The organism is Mangrovihabitans endophyticus (assembly GCF_014646155.1).
Taxonomy (GTDB): Bacteria; Actinomycetota; Actinomycetes; order Mycobacteriales; family Micromonosporaceae; genus Actinoplanes; species Actinoplanes endophyticus.
Window position 1 is genome coordinate 1 of record NZ_BMMX01000116.1, and the last position, 1426, is coordinate 1426.

A 1426-nucleotide genomic window follows, 5' to 3' on the forward strand; every position below is an offset into this window, starting at 1 on the left:
TACTCCAGCCGGGGATCGTGATCACGGTTCGATGAGGGCTTGTCGGGCGTAGTGGCTGTTCATGGCTCTGGCTTGGTGGCGGCGTCGGCGGATCGACCAGAGCAGCGGGTCGGTGTGGCGGCGGATGGGCTCGATGACCAGGACGTTGAACAGGTGACGTAGCTCGTTGACGGTCAGCGGGATCAGCCCGGCCGGGTCGGGCTGATCGCGGTGCGTGGTGGCGGCGGCGAGGAAAGCGTGGGCGAGGATCGCGAGGGTGGTCCAGCGATGCCAGGACGTCCAGCGGCGATGCTGGTGTTGATCGAGGCCGAGGCCGGTCTTCGCGGCCTGGAACGACTCCTCGATCTTCCAGCGACGCCCGGCCACCGTGACCAGGGTGCGCAGCGGGACGGGGCCGGGCGACCAGCAGCGGTAGAAGGCCAGTTCGCCGGTGGTGCGGTTGCGGCGGATCAGCAGCCAGTGGTGCCCGCCGTGCGCGTCGTGATGGGCGGGCAGGGCGGTGAAGGACCAGTCGTAGTAGCGGTGGCCCTTCGCGCCGGGGCCGGCGGACAGGCGCTGCCACGCGGAACGGGGCAGGCCCGCGGCCAGCACGTCGGCACGGTAGACGCCGAGCCCGGTGGTCACCTGATGCGAGCAGGCCACCGCGAGGACGTAGCCCAGCCGCAGTACGCGAAGCCGGGTGGCCAGGCGTGGGTCACCGCCGTAGGCTTCGTCGCCGGCGACCCACCGACACGGCAGTCCCGCGGTGACCGCGGCCTCGATCATCCGGGATGCCATCTGCGGCTTGGTCGCGAACCGTACCTGCTCGGGCACGCCGGCCTCAGCCCGGCGCCCGGGGTCGTCGCACCACGATTTCGGCAGGTAGAGGGACGCATCAAGCATCGCGTGGACATGCTCGGTGGCGTAGACCAGATGCACGGCGAGCTGGCAGTTCTCTATCTTCCCGGCGGTCCCGGAGTACTGCCGTTGCACACCGACGGTGTGCCGGCCTTTCTTCAGATCGCCGGTCTCGTCAATGACCAGCACCGCTTCGGGATCGCCGAGCTGCTCACCGACGAACTCGCGGACGTCGGCGCGGACTGCGGCATCGTCCCACTTCACCCGGGTCAACAGATCCTGCATCCCGTCCGGAGTCTCGTCGCCGGCGTGCTCGGCGATCGTCCAGCAGTTCTTGCGCGGCAGCGGCGCCAGCAGACCCCGAACGAAGTCACGCACCCGCCGCCGGGGCTCCGGCCTGCGGAAACGCTGCCCGATCGTGAGTATCAGGTCGTCGAACAACACCCGCCACCGCTGGGCGTCTACCCTGTATCCGGCAGCCACCGCTGCGTCATGGTCAGTCCACACAACCGTCCATGATCGACGGTGGCTGCCTTCGTCTTCTCACCACCCGACACTCGACCAGCCAAGGTCAACATCCCCGGCTGGA

1 protein-coding gene is annotated in these 1426 nt (G+C 69.0%); it reads right to left on the reverse strand.

What is annotated here, in order from left to right:
• Positions 1-21: 21 nt before the first annotated feature.
• Positions 22-1263 carry an IS701 family transposase gene (locus IEY73_RS32615; RefSeq protein ID WP_189083208.1) on the reverse strand — a complete coding sequence of 414 codons (1242 nt, stop codon included), beginning with the start codon at positions 1261-1263 and terminating at the stop codon, positions 22-24.
• Positions 1264-1426: the final 163 nt, after the last annotated feature.